The sequence below is a fragment of the Mesorhizobium sp. L103C131B0 genome (assembly GCF_000502275.1).
Lineage (GTDB): Bacteria > Pseudomonadota > Alphaproteobacteria > Rhizobiales > Rhizobiaceae > Mesorhizobium.
Map to the genome: position 1 here is coordinate 58,911 of NZ_AYXC01000009.1, position 16,069 is coordinate 74,979.

A 16,069-nucleotide genomic window follows, 5' to 3' on the forward strand; every position below is an offset into this window, starting at 1 on the left:
CGGACTATGCCGGCGGCCGCTGTGGTTCAGACGGATCGAACGGCTCAGCCGACGATCAGCTCGGTCCACTTCTGGTTGATCCAGTCGGCCTTCGACGTATAGAGGTCGTAGCGCGGGATGATCGGATCGATATCCGACGACACGGCTGCGAACTCTTCCGGCTTGAGGTCGAGCACCTCTTTCTTCAGCGTCGGCGTGGTTCCGACCTTGCGCGACATCAGGCCCTGCATCGACGGCTGGCTCATATAGTCGATGAAGGCATGCGCCTCGTCGACCTTGGTCGAGGCGCGCGACAGCACCCAATTGCCGGAATCCTGGATGCCGCCTTCCTTCGGGAAGGTCGAGCGGACATGGAAGCCGTCGGCGACCGCGAGGCCGGTGACGTCGTGATAATACTGGCCCATCGGGATCTCGCCCGACTTCAGCGCCTGCTCGAACTGCGCCTCGTCGCGATACCACAGCCGGACATTCGGCTTGAGCTCGGCGAGCTTTTCGAACGCCTTGTTCAGTCCGTCCTCGGTGTCGAGCGCATTGGTGCCGCCCATGAAGGTCTTGGCTGTCACTTCGAGCAGGAACGAGTTCGAGGCAAGTGCCAGAAGGCCAAGCTTGTCCTCATTGGCCTTGTCCCACAGAGTCTCCCATGAGGTCGGCGCATCCTTGTAGACGTCGGTGTTGGAGACCAGCGTGATCCACCAGGCGACGGCGCCGATGCCGGCGACCCGGCCATCCGGATATTTGTTGACGAAGCGCGGCAAGAGGTCGTTGTAGTGCTTGAACTTCGACGTATCGAGCGGCGTCCACAATTCGGTCGACTGGCCCTTCAGCGTCGAGGTCTGCGACATCATCGAAAGGTCGGCCGGGGCTTGGCCGGCCTTGGACGCCTGTTCGAGCTGCACCAGCCAGGCTTCGCCGGTCGGCTCGGCGACCGACTCGACCGCAATGCCGGTCGCCTTGGTAAAGTCGGGGAAGACGTGCTCGTCGAAGGATTTCTTGAAATAGCCGCCATAGACGCCGACCTTCAGCGACTTGTCCTGCGCGCGCAGGATCGACGGCATGGCGAGCACGCCGGCTGTAGCGAGGCCCGCACCAAGCACGCCGCGCCGTGTCAGGGATTTTCCAATCAGTCTGTTCATCTGGTTTCTCCTCAGTTGATGCCGTTCTATTCCGGCAGGTTCCCTTCACGCACTGTCGCCGCCTGGCGTCAGTGGGCCGCCGCTCGTTGTTCGAGCGTACGGGCGTATTGCGTCAGTGGAAAGCACATGACGAAGAAGATCAGCGCCACCAGCCCGTAGACCTTGAACGGTTCGAAGGTGGCGTTGTTGATGGCGTTGGAGGTTCTGACCAGCTCCTCGAAGCCGATGATCGAGGTCAGCGCCGTCGATTTGATCAACTGCACCAGGAAGCCGACGATCGGCGCCCTTGTGATCGAGAACGCCTGCGGCAGGATGATCAGCCTGAGCTCCTGCAGACGGTGCAGCCCAAGGCTGGCGCCAGCGTCCCACTGCCCGCGCGGCAGCGCATCGACGCCGCTGCGCCAGATCTCGGCCAGATAGGCGCTGGCGAAGAAGGTCAGGCCGAGCACCGCTGCCGTCCATGGCTCGATGCGCAGGCCGAGCATCGGCAGGCCGAAGAACATCAGGAACAGCTGCATCAACAGCGGCGTTCCCTGGAACAGGGCGATGTAGCCGGAAGCGATGCGCCGGCTCCATTTATTTTCGGCGATGCGGAAGAACAGCACGATCAGCCCTACCACCGCCCCGCCGACAAAGGCCGCCAGCGACAACAGCACCGTCCAGCGGGCGGCGAGCAGCAGATTGCGAACGATGTCCCAGAAGGTGAATTCGATCATGTGACACCTGCCCCCAATACGCGGCGCCCGCCTGTGACCAGCAGCCGGCGCAAGGCCATGGACAGGACGAGGTAGACCAGGGTCACGACGAAATAGGTTTCGAAGGAGCGGAAGGTGCGGGCTTGCAGCATGTCGGCCTCATAGGTCAGCTCACGCACGGCGATCTGCGACACCACGGCCGATTCCAGCATCATGATGACGATCTGGCTGGTCAGCGCCGGGTAGATCACCTTGAGCGCCTGCGGCAGCACGATCTTGATGAACACCTGGCGCGGTCTCAAGCCCAGTGCAAGCGCTGCTTCCGTTTGTCCGCCGGGCACGGCATCGAGACCGGCGCCGACGATTTCAATGGTGTAGGCTGCCATGTTGAGCGTCATTGCCAGCATGGCGGCCAGGATCGGATCGAGCCTTATGCCGAGGCTGGGCAGGCCGAAGAAGATGAAGAACAGCTGCACCAGGAACGGCGTGTTGCGCATCACCTCGACATAGACCGCGATGGCGCGCTTCACGAATACCGGGCCGTTGCGCCGGCCGGCAGCGCCCAGGATGCTGAGCAGCGTGCCCACGAGCGTGGTCACGACGATCAACAGGATCGTCGTGGCCGCGCCGCGCGCGATGTCGCCCACAGCACCTGGGAGCCAGGCAAAAGCCACGAGAACTCAATCCTTGAGGTTGTCGGGATTGAGCGGCGTCTTCAGCCAGACCTTCGAGCTCTCGTCGAGCTTGCCGTTGGCCAGCATCTTGGCAACCGCATCTTTGACCGCCGTCTTCAGCCGGTCCTCTTTTTTGTTGAGGCCGATATGCGAAGGCGAGGTCAAAAGCTGGAACTTCTGCTCCGGCTTCAGCGCGTCCTGCTTGGCCAGCACCTGGGCGCCGACATCATTGCCGACCACCATCAGCTGGGTCTGGCCGGAGATGAAGGCCTGGATGACGGAATTGTAGTTGTCGAAGCGCTTGATGTCGGCCGATGACGGCGCCGCTTCGGTCAACGACGTATCCTCGAGCGTGCCGCGATTGACGGCGATCGACTTGTCGGCGAGATCTTCCTTGCCTTTGATCGAAAGCGCTGCCGGACCGATGACGGCGATGTAGTAGGGCGCATAGGCGGCGGCGAAATCGATCACCTCCTCGCGCTCCTTGGAATAGCCGACGCTCATCAGGATATCGACGCGCTTGTCGGTGAGATACGGGATGCGGTTCTGGCCGGTGACGCTGACCAGATTGAGCTTCACCTTGAGTGAATCGGCGATCGCCTGCGCGACGTCGACGTCGTAACCCTTGATGCTCATATCGGCGCTGGCCGAGGAGAAGGGCGGAAAGTCGGAGAAGATGCCGACATTGATGGCGCCGGCCTTGGTGATGTCGTCGACGGCGTCGGCATTGGCCTGGGCGGCGAAGCCGAGGCCGGCGAGCATCAGCGCGGCGGCGATGGTTGATTTCATTTGGATTGTCATTGGTATTCCCCTTCTGGAAGCTTGTTTGTTTTGGAAACGGCCGCCGGCTCCAGCGCGGCGGCCGCCTTTGCATGTGAAATCCGTCAGGCCCCCTTGCCGGTGATCGCCGGGCTGAACACCATCAGGCTCAGGATCTCGAACAGGACCTGGGCGCCGACATGGGCGGTGTTGGTGGTCGCGTCATATTGCGGCGCCACCTCGACGACGTCGCCGCCGACGATGTTGAGGCCTTTCAAGCCGCGCAGCAGTTCGAGCACTTCGCGCGTCGTCAGGCCGCCTATTTCCGGCGTGCCGGTACCCGGCGCGAAGGCCGGATCGACACTGTCGACGTCGAAGGAAATGTAGGTCGGGCCGTCGCCGACTATTCTGCGCGCCTTCTCGATGATGGCCGGAATGCCGAGACCCGTCACCTCTTCGGCATGCACGACCGTCATGCCGGATTCATAGGTGAACTCCCACAGATACTCCGCCGAGCCGCGGATGCCGATCTGGATGGTGCGGGTGGGGTCGAGCACGCCGTCCAGCACCGCGTTGCGGAACGGTCCGCCATGATGGAACTTGGTCATGTCGAACAGCCCGCTTGTGTCGCAATGAGCGTCGATGTGGATCATGCCGACCGGCGCCTTCTTGCCGACCGCCTTCAGGATCGGATGGCTGATCGAGTGGTCGCCTCCGACCGAGAGCGGCAGCACGCCGGCATCGACGATCTGGTTGGTGCGGCGCTCGATATCCTCGTGGCTGATCTCCAGCCGGTAACGGCTGCGGAACGGCGTATCGCCGATGTCGGCGACGCGAAGCTCATGCGTCGGCGCGCATTCCAGCACATGATTGTAAGGGCCGATGCGCTCGATGGCGCGCAGCGCCCTGGGTCCAAAGCGCGAGCCGGGCCGGTTGGTGACGCCGAGATCCATCGGCACGCCGATGATCGCCACCTGCAAATCGCCGAAATCCGGATTGTCGGCAGCGATTTCACGGTAGGGCGCGGCGAGGAAGGTGGGGATGCCGGCATAGGGCGCCAGCCTTGTGCCGCTCTTGGAGAAGATCTTGTCGGCGACCTTGCGGAACTTCGGGTCGAACATCTCGCCGCCATGGCTCTCGCCATACTTGCGGCGCAAGGCTTCCAGCTTGCCTCTGTCATAACCCATGTCGGTCTCCTCCTGCGGGCTGATGCATGCGGCCGTGGCGACATCTGCGAACTGACCATCATCCGGCCGGGTCGCTGTCCCGCTGGCTGCCTGTAGATTTCACGTCATTGATGCTGTTGACCTGCCAAAGTGTCCGGCAGCCGCATTGAAAAATCAATTGATATTGTTACGGTGCTGATTGTGAGAAAATCTCACAGAGTATCCGGTTGCTCATGGCCAAGCGTCTGCCCCCCTTGAATCCCTTGCGCGCCTTCGAGGCGACGGCGCGGCATGCCTCGCTGACCAAGGCGGCGAGTGAGCTCAACGTCACCCACGGCGCAATCAGCCACCAGATCAAGGCGCTCGAGCAATCACTCGGCGTAAAACTGTTCGAACGCACCGGACAGCGGGTAAAGCTCACCCCGCACGGCGCCGAATTGCTGCCGGCGGTCTCGACCGCCTTCGACGGCATCGCCGCCGCCACCCAGCGCATGACCAGGCCAGCCAGCGCCGGTACGCTGTCGGTCTCCTGCGTGCCGGCGCTGCTGCTTCTGTGGATGACGCCGCGGCTCGGCAGCTTCATGGCGCAATATCCTGATATCAGGTTGACGCTGATCCCGTCCAACGACCCCAAGGACATCCGCGCCCCACAGGTCGATGTCTGTGTGCTCTATGGCGACGGCAGCTGGACCGATTGCTGGATGCGCAAATGGTCGGGCCTCGAACTGTTCCCGGTGGTCAGCCCGACGCTGATCAACAACCGGCCGCTCCGCATCTGCCGGGATCTTGCTGGCCATGTCATCCTGCATGGCGATGATGGCCGCGAATGGCACACCTGGCTGGCCGCCGCCGATGGGCTCGACCTCGAACGTGGCCGCCGCCACCATCTCGGCGACGCCCGCACCGCGATCGAAGCCGCGGTGCACGGACATGGCGTGGCGCTCGGCGATTCCGTCACCGCCAGCATGCTGCTCGCCAGGGGCCTGCTGGTGGCGCCGTTCAGCCTGTCGGTGCCGGCGGTCGACGATTTCTATGTCGTCTGCCGCAACGAGATGCGTTCAGCGCCGATCGTGCAATTGTTCGTCGACTGGCTGTTCGCCGAAAAGGAACAGGCCGACAGCCGCGCCGACGCGCCGGTGGCCGGCCGCATCGGCAGCCGCCGGAAGCGTCCGGCGCTGCGGGTGGTGGGCGCCAAGAGTTGAGGCTGGACCGGGAGCGACTGCTTTTTGTCGGGCCAGCCCGGAAAGCGGGAAGCGCTTTCAAAAATTCAATGCTAATAAGCTCTTGCCCGGCAATTCCAGGAAAACTGTGCGGCGGTTTCCCGTCCGGAATTGCGTAAGACAGACGTGAGCAGCGAAGGCGACGGCAGGACATGGCAAGAACCGATATAGCGCGGCGCGTCTATAACCACACCTGGAAGCTGGACCCGATCGTCCGCAGCCTGCTCGACACCGATTTCTACAAGCTTCTGATGCTGCAGATGATCTGGGGCATGTACCCCAAGGTCGACGCCACCTTTTCGCTGATCAACCGCACCACCTCGGTGCGCCTGGCCGACAACATCGACGAAGGCGAATTGCGCGACCAGCTCGACCATGCCCGCACGCTGCGCTTCTCCAAAAAGGAGATGATCTGGCTTGGCGGTAACAATTTCTATGGCCGCAAGCAGATCTTCGAGCCGGAATTCCTCGCCTGGCTGGAAGGTTTTCGGCTGCCCGACTACGAGCTCTCCAAGCGCGACGGGCAGTACGAGCTCTCCTTCAGTGGCCCCTGGATGTACACTACGCTGTGGGAAATCCCGGCGCTGGCGATCATCAATGAGCTTCGTTCCCGCGCCGCCATGCGCGCCTTCGGTCCCTTCGCGCTTGACGTGCTCTATGCACGCGCCAAGGGGAAGATGTGGGCCAAGACCGAACGCTTGAAGGCGTTGCCCGGCATCCGCATCTCCGATTTCGGCACCCGCCGCCGCCATTCCTTCCTGTGGCAGCGCTGGTGCGTCGAGGCGCTCAAGGAAGGCATTGGCGAAGCCTTCACCGGCACCTCCAACGTGCTGCTGGCCATGGACAACGACCTCGAAGCGCTCGGCACCAACGCGCATGAATTGCCGATGGTTTTTGCCGCCCTTGCCAAGTCGGAAAAGGAATTGAAGGAATCGCCCTACAAGGTGCTGCAGGACTGGCAGCGCTATTATGGCGGCAACCTGCTGATCGTGCTGCCCGACGCTTTCGGCACCGCATCCTTCCTGCGCGACGCGCCGGACTGGGTCGCCGACTGGACCGGCTTCCGCCCTGACAGTGCGCCGCCGATCGAAGGCGGTGAAAAAATCATCGACTGGTGGCGCGAGAAGGGCAAGGACCCCAGGCAGAAGCTGCTGATCTTCTCCGACGGTCTCGAGGTCGAAACCATCGAGGAGACCTACAGGCACTTCAAGGGCAAGGTGCGCATGTCCTTCGGCTGGGGCACCAACCTCACCAACGATTTCGAAGGCTGCGCGCCGACCGAAACCAACAGCCTGGATGCGATATCGCTGGTCTGCAAGGTAACGGAGGCCAATGGCCGGCCGGCGGTGAAGCTGTCGGACAATCCGGCGAAAGCGACGGGCGACAAGAAGGAGATCGAGCGCTATCTCCGGATTTTTGGGGCGAAGGACCGCGTGGAGCAGCTGGTCAAGGTTTGAGGGTCGGCGGGTGCCTTGCTGGACGAAATGGAAATCGCGATAGCGTGAGTTCCCGCCCACCCCCCTCTGTCCTGCCGGCCATCTCCCCCGCAAGGGGGGAGATTGGCAGCGTCGAGTACCGCGCCTCTTTCTTCACCCTTGAAAGTTGGCGAAAGCCCCGGCGACATCCAATCTCCCCCCTTGCGGGGGAGATGGCCGGCAGGACAGAGGGGGGTGGGAAGGATCGCGTCAGGCTGACATATGTCGCCTGCTCCCCCACCCTCACACTCCTCCCCACCCCTGCCTTCGCCCACGCCTCCGACCGCGGCCACGTCCTCCTCCTCCCGACCGGCTACTACATCGCCGGCGGCGCGCTTGCCGTCGCGGTAAGCTTCCTCGTCCTCGCCCTGATGCCACCCGCAACCCTCGACCGCTTCTGGCGCCGCCGCCTGCCGCTCTTCCCATTCGCCGACACCCCTCGCACAATCATCAGCCTCATCTCCTTTGCCGGCTTCGCAACGCTCAACGCCGCCGGCCTGTTCGGCAGCCGCGACCCGCTCTCCAATCCGCTGCCCCTGATCATCTGGACGCTGCTCTGGGTCGGCCTTGCCATCGCCCAAGGCCTGTTCGGCGATCTCTGGTCGTGGCTGAATCCATGGTATGGCCCGTGGCAGATCGTAAGCCGCCTGTTCAAGCTTCGTGGCGGTGAGGGACAGAAATCGCGTTTGCCTTCATGGCTCGGCCGCTGGCCGGCCGTTATCCTGTTCTTCGCCTTCGCCTGGTTCGAGCTGATCGACCCGGCGCCCGACGATCCGGCGCGGCTGGCCTATGCCGCCGGCCTCTACTGGTTGCTTACCTTCATCGCCATGCTCGCCTTCGGCTACCGCAATTGGAGCCGGCGCGGCGAATTCCTGACGGTGTTCTTCGCCATGGTGGCGCGCTTCGCCATCGTCGAGCGCGATGAACACGGGCGGCTCGCTCTCTGCTGGCCGGGCTCAAAACTGCTCGGCGCGGCATCCCTGCCGGCAAGCGGCGTCGTTTTCCTGCTGCTCAGCCTGTCATCGGTGTCCTTCGACGGCCTGTCGAAAACCTTCTTCTGGCTCGGCCTGTCCGGCATCAACCCGCTGGAATATCCCGGCCGCACCGCGCTCATCGGCATTAGCAGCTTCGGCCTCGTGCTGACCTTCGTCCTGCTGGCGGCGGCATTCCTGCTGGCCGTCATACTCGGCCAGCGCCTCGCCGGCAGCCGACATTCCCTCCGCGAGGCCGCCGGGCTGCTGGTGTGGTCGATCGTACCGATCGCGCTCGCCTATCATGTCGCGCACTATCTGACGGCGCTGCTGGTCGACGGCCAGTATGCGATTGCCGCTTTGTCCGACCCGTTCGCGCTGGGATGGAACCTGTTCGGCGCCGCCGACATGCAGATCGAGGCCGGCATCGTCGCCGGGGCCGACTCCGCCTGGTGGCTGTGGAACCTGCAGGCCGGCATCATCATCGCCGGGCACATGCTGGCGGTGCTCGTTGCCCATGGACTGGCCTGGCGACTGCACCAGATGCCATCGCGCGCCGCCCTCAGCCAGTTGCCGCTCACCATGCTGATGATTGCCTACACGATCTTCGGCCTGTGGTTGCTTGCCACGCCGACGGCCGGATGAGACAAGCTGATCAACATGCCTTTGCGGAAAGCCCGCTTGCAAGCTCTGTGCTTTGGTGATTTAGTTTGTACACATGCAATTTCTGCCCCTCCTGCAAGGGAGTGGCCTTGCCTCGTTACAGACAGTCAAAACTCAAAAACAGGGGAACTGCCGTGACTGACAAGAATGGGTTTTTCGATCTCTCCAAATCCACCCTTAGCCGCCGCACCGCGCTGAAAGGTCTCGCCGCCGGCGCCGGGCTGACGCTCGCGCCCGGCTTCGTCCGCTACAGCCAGGCGCAGAGTTCAGCGCCAATCAAGATCGGCTTCCAGTCGCACCGCACCGGCATCGGCGCCGCCTATGGCCGCTGGTACGAAAAGACCAGTGCCGCCGCGGTCAAGGCGATCAACGATGCCGGCGGCATCAACGGCCGGCCGGTCGAACTGGTGATCGAGGATGACGGCACCGATCCCGGCCGTGGCGCCGAGGTGGTCGGCAAGTTCGCCACCCAGCACAAGACCGACATCGTCTTCGGCACGCTGTTCTCGCATGTGGTGATCGGCTCGGCGCCGGCCGCCGGCGAAAACAAGATCCCTTATTTCGTCGTCAGCGAAGGCCACCACGTCGCTTCGACCAAGCTCAACCGCTACGTCTTCCAGCCCGGCATCACCGATGTGAAGAGCCAGATCCAGTCGATGGCGCCATGGATCGCGGCCAATGCCGGCAAGAAGGTGACGCAGATCTTCCCCGATTTCGCCTTCGGCTACGACCATCGCGACTACCTGCCGCCGGCGCTGAAGGCACAAGGCGCCGAGGTCATCGCCCAGATCGCCATCCCGCCGACAGAGTCGTCTTTCACGAAATACTTCCCGCAGATACCCGCCGAGACCGAAGTCATCTACCACGTGATGGTCGGCCCGGCCGTGCTCACCTTCGTCAAGGAACTCGGCGAGTTCTACGGCTCCAACCGGCCGCAACTGTTCGGCTTTATCGATTCGCTCGAAGCCACCGACATAAATAGCCCCGGCCTCGAATTTTTGGACGGCAGCCATTTCTGGGAAGGTTCGCCGCGCTATGCGCAGGCCAATGACTCGGCCGCGCAGAAAGCCTACCGCGCCGCCGTCGGCATCGACGAAAATGGCGCTGCCGTCGGCGACCCCAAGGACGTCTCCACCGCCGCCCACATGTTCGGCTGCTGGGAGACGCTCTATGTCGTCAAGAAGGCGATGGAAGACGCCGGCTACAAAGGCCCGGAAGACCGCGCCAAGCTGGTCGAGGCGACCGAGGCGCTGACCGAATTCGCCGAAGGGCCGGAGCATCCGCAGGGGCCGAAGACCTTCAAAGGCAAGATCCACCAGTGTTTTGGCATCCAGAACATCTCCAAGGTCGAAGGTGGCAAGCTGAATGTCGTCCACAAGACCAAGATCGAGGACGGGCTTTACGAGGCCGAAGGGGATTATACGACGCAGGCGCTGTGAGGCGCCTTACCCTCCCCCTTGTGGGGAGGGTCGGCACGCAAGCTTCGCACTTTTGCGAAGCTTGCGAGACGGGGTGGGGGTCGCGACGGCCCGTGCCCAACCCCCACCCGACCGCTGCGCGGTCACCCTCCCACAAGGGGAGGGTAAGGGCGCCCTGAATGCATTTCGGACCCCACCTCCTCCTCGCCGCCCTCGAAGGCCTTGTCACCTCCGCCGTGTTGGCGCTGACGGCGCTTGGGCTGTCGCTGGTGTTCGGCGTCATGCGCGTCGTCAACGTCGCCCATGGCGAGTTCTTCATGCTGGGCGCGGTGCTGGCCTGGGCGATCTCGACGGCGATACCCGGCCATCCCACGCTCGGCTTCCTGGCGGCGCTGGTGATTGCGCCGCTGATTGTCGGCGCCATTGCGCTGGTAGCCGAGCGGCTTGTGCTGCGCCGGGTCAATTACAATCCGGAAGCCACCATCGTCGCCACGATCGGCATGCTCTACATCATCCAGCAGCTGGCGTTGAGCTTCTATGGCCCGGAAGCGCGCCCGGTGGAGCCGCCCTTCAGCTACCGCATCCTTTTGCCCTGGTTCGGCTATTCCGGCTACAAGCTGTCGATCATTGCCGCTTCGGCCCTTCTGCTCATCGCCACCTGGCTGGTGCTGACGCGCACCAAGATCGGCCTCATCATGCGCGCCACCCAATATGACAGCGAGACGGCGCAGGCCTTCGGCATTCCGGTCGCCCGCGTCTATGCCGGCGTCTTCGCGCTCGGCGCCATGCTGGCGGCCATCGCCGCCGTGCTGATCGTGCCGATCAGTCAGGCGCACTACCTGATGGGGCAGGACCCGCTGCTGTTGTCCTTCATCGTCGTCATCATCGGCGGCCTCGGCTCGCTGCGCGGCACGGTCGTCGCCGCCGTGCTGATCGGGCTGTCCGACGGCATCATCTCGGTGTTCTTCTCGCCGACTTTGGCCAAGATCATCGCCACGCTGCTGGTGGCCATGGTGCTGGTGTTCAGGCCGCAAGGCCTGTTCGGGCAGGCGCCGCGATGAGCGAAGCTTCGCCGGCAAAAGCCTATGCTCTGCACATCGGCGCCATCGCGCTGCTGTTCGCCCTGAGCTTCGTCCTGCCGGACTATCATCACGGCCTCGTCGCCCGCATCATGGTGCTGGCGGTGTTCGCCATGGGCTACAACATGCTGTTCGGCTATGTCGGCCTGCTCAGCCTCGGCCACGCCATGTTCTTCGCCGCCGGGCTCTATGGCGCTGGTCTCGCGGTCATCCATCTCGGCTGGAGCGTGCCTTTGGCTTTCCTCGCCGGCATCGCCTGCGGCGCGCTGCTGGCACTGGTGATCGGCCTGCTGGCGCTGCGCACCACCGGCGTCGCCTTCATGATCGTCACCATGATGTTCGCGCAGGTGTTTTACCTCGTCATCCTCTATTTCGCCGCCTGGACCGGCGGCGACCAGGGTCTGGTCGTGCCGCAGCCGGCGCGGGTTCTGGCCTTCGGCGCGACATCGCTCGACCTAACCAACCCGACCGTGCGCTACATGAGCGCGCTGGCGCTGTTCTCGGTCGTGCTGCTGATCACCCTCGCCATCGTCCGCTCCCGCTATGGCCGCGTGCTGGTCGCGGTGCGCGAGAACGAGGAGCGCACGAAAATGCTGGGCTACGACACCTTCTCCAACAAGCTCATTGCGGTCGTCGTCTCCGGCACCATCTGCGCCGCCTCGGGTGCGGCCTATGCGCTGCTGTTCGGCTATGTCGGATCGAGCTTTGCCTCGGTGCAGTATTCCATCCTGCCGCTGCTCTGGGTGCTGCTCGGCGGCGCCGCCACGACGCTGGGCGCGCTGCTCGGCACGGTGTTCATGTACTATGTCATCGACACCGCCAGCGGCTACACCTCCGCCTATCTCCTGATCGTCGGTATTGCGCTCATCCTGCTGGTGCTGTTTTTCCCCAAAGGCATTCTGGGCACCATTCGCCAGCGCTGGCTCGGGTGGCTCCCATGATGCCGTTGCTGACCACCAAAGGCCTGGCGCGCAGTTTCGGCGGCCTGCGCGCCGTCGACGGTGTCGATTTTCAGCTGATGCCGGGCGAGATCCGCGCCGTCATCGGCCCCAATGGCGCCGGCAAAACCACCTTCGTCAGCCTGGTCAGCGGCCGCATTCAGCCATCGTCCGGCATGATCGTCTTCGACGGCGCCGACATCACCAGCCACCCGGCCTATCTCAGGGTGCGCCGGGGCATCGCCTACACCTTCCAGATCACCAGCGTCTTCGCCAACCTCTCTGCCTACGATAATGTCGCGTTGCCGGTGCAGCGCACGCTGACCGATGGCCGCTCGAAAGGTGCGGTGCGCACCGGCGTCATGGCCGCGCTGGAACGCACCGGACTTGCCGGCCGCGCCCATATGCCGGCCGGCCAGCTTTCCTACGGCCACCAGCGCCTGCTGGAAGTCGCGATGGGCCTGGCGCTTAAGCCGCGGCTTTTGATCCTCGACGAGCCGACGCAGGGGCTGGCCGACAGCGAGATCGACAATTTCATCGGACTGGTGCGCGAGATTGCCAAGAGCGCCACCGTGCTCCTGATCGAGCACAACATGCCGGTCGTCATGCAGCTGGCCGACCGCATCACGGTCTTCAACGCCGGCAGGATCCTGGCCGAAGGCACGCCCGAACAGGTTCGCGCCAACACACAGGTGCAGGAAGCCTATCTGGGGACGGCGCCATGAGCGAAGCCCCCAAGACTGAGGCCCCCAAGACTGAAGCCCACAAGACTGAAGCGCTGACCATCTCCAGGCTCGATTGCTTCTATGGCGAGGTTCAGGTGCTCTACGAGCTTGATCTCGTGCTCAACAAGGGCGAGGTGCTGTGCCTGTTCGGTCGCAACGGCGCCGGCAAGACGACGGCGCTGAAAGCAATCATGGGGCTGGTTCCGTCGAGCGCCGGCTCGATCCGGCTCGCCGGCAAGGAGTTGACCGGCCTGCCGGCGCATGAGGTGCCCAAGGCCGGCGTCGCCTATGTACCGCAAGATCGGAAGAGCGTCGTGTAGGGAAANGCTCGCCGGCAAGGAGTTGACCGGCCTGCCGGCGCATGAGGTGCCCAAGGCCGGCGTCGCCTATGTACCGCAAGGCAGGCGGCTGTTCGCCGAGATGACGGTGGCGGAAAACATCGAGATCGGTCTGATGGCGCGCGGCAAGGGCAGAGCGACGCGCGAGAGCGTGCTCGATCTCTTCCCGCTGCTGCGCCAGCGGCTGCGCCAGCGCTCCGGCACTTTGTCCGGCGGCGAGCAGCAGATGCTGGCCATGGCCCGTGCGCTTTGCCTTGAGCCGCAGGTGCTGTTGCTAGACGAGCCGACGGAGGGGCTGATGCCGTCGATGATCGCCAAGATCCGCGAGACGGTGGTGAAGCTGCGTGAGCTAGGTGTCTCCACCATTCTGGTCGAACAGCGCGTCGACGCCGTGCTGTCCGTCGCCGACCGCGTCTGCTTCATCGAGAACGGCCGCAACCGCGAGACCGTCGATGTCGAGCAATTGCGCGCCGACCCATCGGCAGTCAGGCGCTATGTCGGCGTCGGCTGATCAGCCGAAAAACAGGAACCCGGCAATCACAAAGATCGGCATCAGCACCAGGCCCGACCACGCCATGTAGCCGAAGAAACCCGGCATTTTCACGCCGCGATGCCGGGCTATGGCGTAGACCATAAAGTTGGGTGCATTGCCGATATAGGTGTTGGCGCCCATGAACACCGCGCCGGCCGAGATCGCGGCCAGCGTCGAGGCCGCCTCCGTCATCAGGTGCCGCGCGTCGCCGCCTGCGAGTTCGAAAAACACCAGATAGGTCGGCGCATTGTCGAGGAAGGACGACAGCCCGCCGGTCAGCCAGAAATAGGCGAGATCATTGGGCTGCCCGGTGGGTGACGTCACCAGCGCGACCAGCGGCGCCAGCGCGCCGTCATGGCCGGCGCGAAGGATGGCAATGACCGGCACGATGCAGATGAAGATGCCAGCAAACAGTTTCGCCACCTCCGCGATCGGGCCCCAGGTGAAGCCGTTGGCCTCGCGATGGCTCTTGAGTGACACGACAAGCGACAGTCCGGCGAGCCCCAGGATGATGGCATCGCGCACCAGGTTCTGCAGTTCGAGGCTGACGCCGAGGATGGAGAAAGTCACGCCCGGCTTCCACGCTGCCGACAGCAGGATGGCGGCGATGACGCCAGCCAGCAGCGGCAGATTGGCCAAGCCGCGAAGGCGCACCTTTGTATCCGGCGTCGGATCCTTGATCTTCGGCGCGCCGCCTTCACGGCGATGCAGCATGATGTCGATGGCCAGGAAGACAAGCAGCACCAGGCCGCCGGTAAACAGCGTCTCGCGCCAGAGGTTCGCCGTCGTCCAGAAGAAGTCGACGCCGCGCAGGAAGCCGACGAACAATGGCGGGTCGCCCAAGGGCGTCAGCGAGCCGCCGATGTTGGACACCAGGAAGATGAAGAAGATGACGACATGGGCGTTGAACTGCCGGTTGTCGTTGGCGCGCAGCATCGGCCGGATCAGGATCATCGAGGCGCCGGTGGTGCCGATCACCGAGGCCAGCATTGCCCCGACGAGCAGCAGCCCGGCATTGACCAGCGGCGTGCCATGGATGTTGCCGGCCACAAGGATGCCGCCCGAAATGGTGTAGAGCGCGAACAGCAGGATAATGAACGACATGTATTCGGTGAGCAGCGTGTGCAGCACGGCTTCGCCGGCTACCGGAACGCCGAATGCAACCATCAGGGGGATGATCGCCAGCGCTGCCCAGCCGGCGGCGATCTTGCCGTAATGATGCTCCCAGACATGGTGGAACAGCAGCGGTCCGGTGGCGATCGAGAGCAGCAGGCCGGCGAAAGGCAGCGCCCACCACAGCGACATGGCAGCATCGGGCAGGCCGCGGGCCTCGGCCGCGAAGGCCATTTGCGGAGACACAGCGGAAGCGAGTACACCTGCCGCGAAAGCCTTCCCCAACTGTGTGCAGCCCCCTCGATGCGTCACGATCCAGTCACTCCGAGATCGGGTCTTCGAGCTTCACCCCGGCATCGCGCATCCTCTTCAGCATCGCCTCGACCGAACCGTTTAGATCGATGCCGCGGCACGCGTCGAGCCGCACCGTCGTCTTGAAGCCTTGCTTGACCGCGTCGAGGGCCGAGAAGGCAACGCAGAAGTCGGTCGCCAGGCCAACCAGGGTCACGGTGCCGATGCCGCGCTCCTTGAGGTAGCCGGCGAGCCCCGTCGGCGTCTTGTGGTCGTTCTCGAAGAAGGCGGAGTAGCTGTCGATATCAGGGCGAAATCCCTTGCGGATCACCAGCTCGGCCTTGGTCCAGGCGAGCCCCGAGTGAAAATCCGAGCCGAGGCTGCCCTGGATGCAATGGTCCGGCCACAGCGTCTGCGGCCCATAGGGCATCTCGATCGCGCTAAAGGGCTGCGCCCTCGGATGGCTGGAGGCAAAGCTCGAATGTCCGGCCGGGTGCCAGTCCTGCGTCAGCACGACATGCTCGGCATGCCGAATCAGATCGTTGACCAGCGGCACGATTTCGTCGCCGCCGGCAACCGCCAGTGCGCCGCCGGGGCAGAAGTCGTTTTGCAGGTCGATGACAACAAGCGCTTCGTCGGCCATGGCGCCTCTCCTCTTCTACGTCTCGAACGGGGGATCGAGTGAAATACGCCGCTGATGCGACCGGATGCTGAAACTTGACCGGATGGGCGCCTGCGTCAACCTCTGCAAGCGTAAGAAATGCTTGGCGGCCGGGTTCCCTTAAACTCCGGCTTTGACAATTTCCGCCAGCTTGATATCATTTGCATACGAATGAATTTGGCCTGATCAAACACTGGCGGGTTCGGGAAGTCCCCACC

At 63.7% G+C, this 16,069-nt stretch carries 14 protein-coding genes; 7 read left to right on the plus strand and 7 right to left on the minus strand.

Annotated elements, in window-relative coordinates; all coding sequences use genetic code 11:
• Positions 1-44: 44 nt before the first annotated feature.
• The 5 genes from X730_RS148115 to speB all read right to left on the minus strand — a co-directional run bounded on the left by X730_RS148115 (position 45) and on the right by speB (position 4,448).
• Positions 45-1,124 (minus strand): extracellular solute-binding protein, encoded by a 1,080-nt coding sequence (locus X730_RS148115; protein WP_031193903.1) that lies wholly within the window; start codon positions 1,122-1,124, stop codon positions 45-47.
• Between the two features lie 77 nt (positions 1,125-1,201).
• Entirely contained in the window at positions 1,202-1,849 is a 648-nt protein-coding gene (locus X730_RS148110; RefSeq protein WP_023671276.1) for an amino acid ABC transporter permease, read from the minus strand.
• Entirely contained in the window at positions 1,846-2,502 is a 657-nt protein-coding gene (locus X730_RS148105; RefSeq protein WP_023671277.1) for an amino acid ABC transporter permease, read from the minus strand. Before X730_RS148105 ends, X730_RS148110 begins: the two co-directional genes overlap by 4 nt.
• A 6-nt stretch (positions 2,503-2,508) precedes the next feature.
• Positions 2,509-3,303 carry a transporter substrate-binding domain-containing protein gene (locus X730_RS148100; RefSeq protein ID WP_023826635.1) on the minus strand — a complete coding sequence of 265 codons (795 nt, stop codon included), beginning with the start codon at positions 3,301-3,303 and terminating at the stop codon, positions 2,509-2,511.
• An 83-nt stretch (positions 3,304-3,386) separates the two neighbouring features.
• Positions 3,387-4,448, minus strand: coding sequence for an agmatinase (gene speB / locus X730_RS148095; protein ID WP_023700439.1), 1,062 nt, complete (start codon positions 4,446-4,448; stop codon positions 3,387-3,389).
• A 212-nt stretch (positions 4,449-4,660) separates the two neighbouring features.
• Between speB and gcvA the strand changes: the two genes are divergently transcribed.
• From gcvA to X730_RS148060, 7 genes are all read left to right on the plus strand, one after another.
• Positions 4,661-5,629, plus strand: a complete 969-nt coding sequence (gene gcvA, locus X730_RS148090; protein ID WP_023671280.1) for a transcriptional regulator GcvA — start codon at positions 4,661-4,663, stop codon at positions 5,627-5,629.
• Positions 5,630-5,799: 170 nt separating this feature from the next.
• A complete protein-coding gene (gene pncB, locus X730_RS148085) occupies positions 5,800-7,104 on the plus strand; it encodes a nicotinate phosphoribosyltransferase (protein WP_023826636.1) in 1,305 nt (434 codons plus the stop codon).
• A 191-nt stretch (positions 7,105-7,295) separates the two neighbouring features.
• Positions 7,296-8,738 (plus strand): hypothetical protein, encoded by a 1,443-nt coding sequence (locus tag X730_RS148080; protein ID WP_023826637.1) that lies wholly within the window; start codon positions 7,296-7,298, stop codon positions 8,736-8,738.
• Positions 8,739-8,890: 152 nt separating this feature from the next.
• The gene (locus tag X730_RS148075) at positions 8,891-10,195 is read left to right on the plus strand and encodes an ABC transporter substrate-binding protein (RefSeq protein WP_023745847.1); all 1,305 of its coding nucleotides are present in this window, start codon (positions 8,891-8,893) and stop codon (positions 10,193-10,195) included.
• Between the two features lie 158 nt (positions 10,196-10,353).
• Entirely contained in the window at positions 10,354-11,235 is an 882-nt protein-coding gene (locus X730_RS148070; protein ID WP_023745846.1) for a branched-chain amino acid ABC transporter permease, read from the plus strand.
• The gene (locus X730_RS148065; RefSeq protein ID WP_023826638.1) at positions 11,232-12,194 is read left to right on the plus strand and encodes a branched-chain amino acid ABC transporter permease; all 963 of its coding nucleotides are present in this window, start codon (positions 11,232-11,234) and stop codon (positions 12,192-12,194) included. The genes X730_RS148070 and X730_RS148065 overlap by 4 nt, the downstream gene beginning before the upstream one ends.
• Positions 12,191-12,916: an ABC transporter ATP-binding protein gene (locus X730_RS148060; protein ID WP_023826639.1), complete on the plus strand. Its 726-nt coding sequence runs from the start codon at positions 12,191-12,193 to the stop codon at positions 12,914-12,916. The genes X730_RS148065 and X730_RS148060 overlap by 4 nt, the downstream gene beginning before the upstream one ends.
• A gap of 849 nt (positions 12,917-13,765) precedes the next feature.
• On the opposite strand, the gene X730_RS148055 is transcribed toward X730_RS148060, so the two are convergent.
• Complete coding sequence (locus X730_RS148055) at positions 13,766-15,133, minus strand: sodium:proton antiporter (protein ID WP_050588125.1); 1,368 nt, start codon at positions 15,131-15,133, stop codon at positions 13,766-13,768.
• 85 nt (positions 15,134-15,218) lie between these two features.
• Positions 15,219-15,833, minus strand: a complete 615-nt coding sequence (pncA, locus tag X730_RS148050) for a bifunctional nicotinamidase/pyrazinamidase (protein ID WP_023826641.1) — start codon at positions 15,831-15,833, stop codon at positions 15,219-15,221.
• Between the last annotated feature and the right edge of the window lie 236 nt (positions 15,834-16,069).

Coding starts and splice junctions, on each gene's coding strand:
- X730_RS148110 (WP_023671276.1), bottom strand. CDS start 1,849: ATGATCGAATTCACCTTCTGGGACATCGTTCGCAATCTGCTGCTCGCC.
- X730_RS148100 (WP_023826635.1), bottom strand. CDS start 3,303: ATGACAATCCAAATGAAATCAACCATCGCCGCCGCGCTGATGCTCGCC.
- speB (WP_023700439.1), bottom strand. CDS start 4,448: ATGGGTTATGACAGAGGCAAGCTGGAAGCCTTGCGCCGCAAGTATGGC.
- gcvA (WP_023671280.1), top strand. CDS start 4,661: ATGGCCAAGCGTCTGCCCCCCTTGAATCCCTTGCGCGCCTTCGAGGCG.
- pncB (WP_023826636.1), top strand. CDS start 5,800: ATGGCAAGAACCGATATAGCGCGGCGCGTCTATAACCACACCTGGAAG.
- X730_RS148080 (WP_023826637.1), top strand. CDS start 7,296: ATGGCCGGCAGGACAGAGGGGGGTGGGAAGGATCGCGTCAGGCTGACA.
- X730_RS148070 (WP_023745846.1), top strand. CDS start 10,354: ATGCATTTCGGACCCCACCTCCTCCTCGCCGCCCTCGAAGGCCTTGTC.
- X730_RS148065 (WP_023826638.1), top strand. CDS start 11,232: ATGAGCGAAGCTTCGCCGGCAAAAGCCTATGCTCTGCACATCGGCGCC.
- X730_RS148060 (WP_023826639.1), top strand. CDS start 12,191: ATGATGCCGTTGCTGACCACCAAAGGCCTGGCGCGCAGTTTCGGCGGC.
- X730_RS148055 (WP_050588125.1), bottom strand. CDS start 15,133: ATGGCCTTCGCGGCCGAGGCCCGCGGCCTGCCCGATGCTGCCATGTCG.
- pncA (WP_023826641.1), bottom strand. CDS start 15,833: ATGGCCGACGAAGCGCTTGTTGTCATCGACCTGCAAAACGACTTCTGC.